The organism is Ensifer sp. ENS07, assembly GCF_014852185.1.
Classification (GTDB): domain Bacteria; phylum Pseudomonadota; class Alphaproteobacteria; order Rhizobiales; family Rhizobiaceae; genus Ensifer; species Ensifer adhaerens.
In genome coordinates this window covers 1-1,526 of record NZ_JACVBE010000047.1, presented here as the reverse complement: position 1 = coordinate 1,526, position 1,526 = coordinate 1, and the positions used below count along the sequence as shown (strand labels likewise).

The following is a 1,526-nucleotide window of genomic DNA, read 5'->3' as shown; positions in this document are numbered from 1 at the left end:
CTAAGGATGAGCATTGGCAATGAGAACGATCAAGTGTCAAAAGGGCATTTGGTGGATGCCTTGGCATGCACAGGCGATGAAGGACGTGATACGCTGCGATAAGCCGTGGGGAGCTGCGAATAAGCTTTGATCCATGGATCTCCGAATGGGGGAACCCACCTTAAATGCTTGGAAAATTTAAGTCGTGCGCAAGTACGGCTTAGGTTTCCAAGCATTGTTTAAAGGTATCTTATCCTGAATACATAGGGGTAAGAAGCGAACGCAGGGAACTGAAACATCTAAGTACCTGCAGGAAAGGACATCAACCGAGACTCCGCAAGTAGTGGCGAGCGAACGCGGACCAGGCCAGTGGCAATGAGGAATAAAGTGGAACGACATGGAAAGGTCGGCCGTAGAGGGTGATAGCCCCTTACACGTAGAACACTCATTGTCCTTGAGTAAGGCGGGACACGTGAAATCCTGTCTGAACATGGGGAGACCACTCTCCAAGCCTAAGTACTCGTGCATGACCGATAGCGAACAAGTACCGTGAGGGAAAGGTGAAAAGCACCCCGACAAGGGGAGTGAAATAGAACCTGAAACCGGATGCCTACAAACAGTTGGAGCCCGCAAGGGTGACAGCGTACCTTTTGTATAATGGGTCAACGACTTAGTGTGACGAGCAAGCTTAAGCCGATAGGTGAAGGCGCAGCGAAAGCGAGTCTGAACAGGGCGTTCAGTTCGTCGCATTAGACCCGAAACCGAGTGATCTAGCCATGAGCAGGTTGAAGGTTGGGTAACACCAACTGGAGGACCGAACCCGCATCTGTTGCAATAGATTGGGATGACTTGTGGTTAGGGGTGAAAGGCCAATCAAACTCGGAAATAGCTGGTTCTCCGCGAAAACTATTTAGGTAGTGCGTCGACCGAATACCCTCGGGGGTAGAGCACTGGATGGGCTATGGGGACTCACCGTCTTACTGATCCTAACCAAACTCCGAATACCGAGGAGTACTAGTCGGCAGACACACGGCGGGTGCTAACGTCCGTCGTGAAAAGGGCAACAACCCTGACCTCCAGCTAAGGTCCCCAAGTCATGGCTAAGTGGGAAAGGATGTGAGGATCCCAAAACAACCAGGATGTTGGCTTAGAAGCAGCCATCATTTAAAGAAAGCGTAACAGCTCACTGGTCTAAATAAGGGTCTTTGCGCCGAAAATGTAACGGGGCTAAAGCCATGCACCGAAGCTGAGGATACGTCGCAAGACGTGTGGTAGCGGAGCGTTCCGTAAGCCTGTGAAGGGATACCCGTGAGGGGTCCTGGAGGTATCGGAAGTGCGAATGTTGACATGAGTAACGATAAAGAGGGTGAGAGACCCTCTCGCCGAAAGACCAAGGGTTCCTGCTTAAAGTTAATCTGAGCAGGGTTAGCCGGCCCCTAAGACGAGGCGGACACGCGTAGTCGATGGGAACCACGTTAATATTCGTGGGCCTGGTGGTAGTGACGGATCGCTTAACTTGTTCACACTTATTGGATTGTGTGGGCGGG

The 1,526-nt window shown here is 51.5% G+C and carries 1 rRNA gene; it reads left to right on the top strand.

From position 1 onward, the window contains the following. Positions 1-27: 27 nt before the first annotated feature. Positions 28-1,526, top strand: a 23S ribosomal RNA gene (locus IB277_RS37530); the annotation flags it as partial.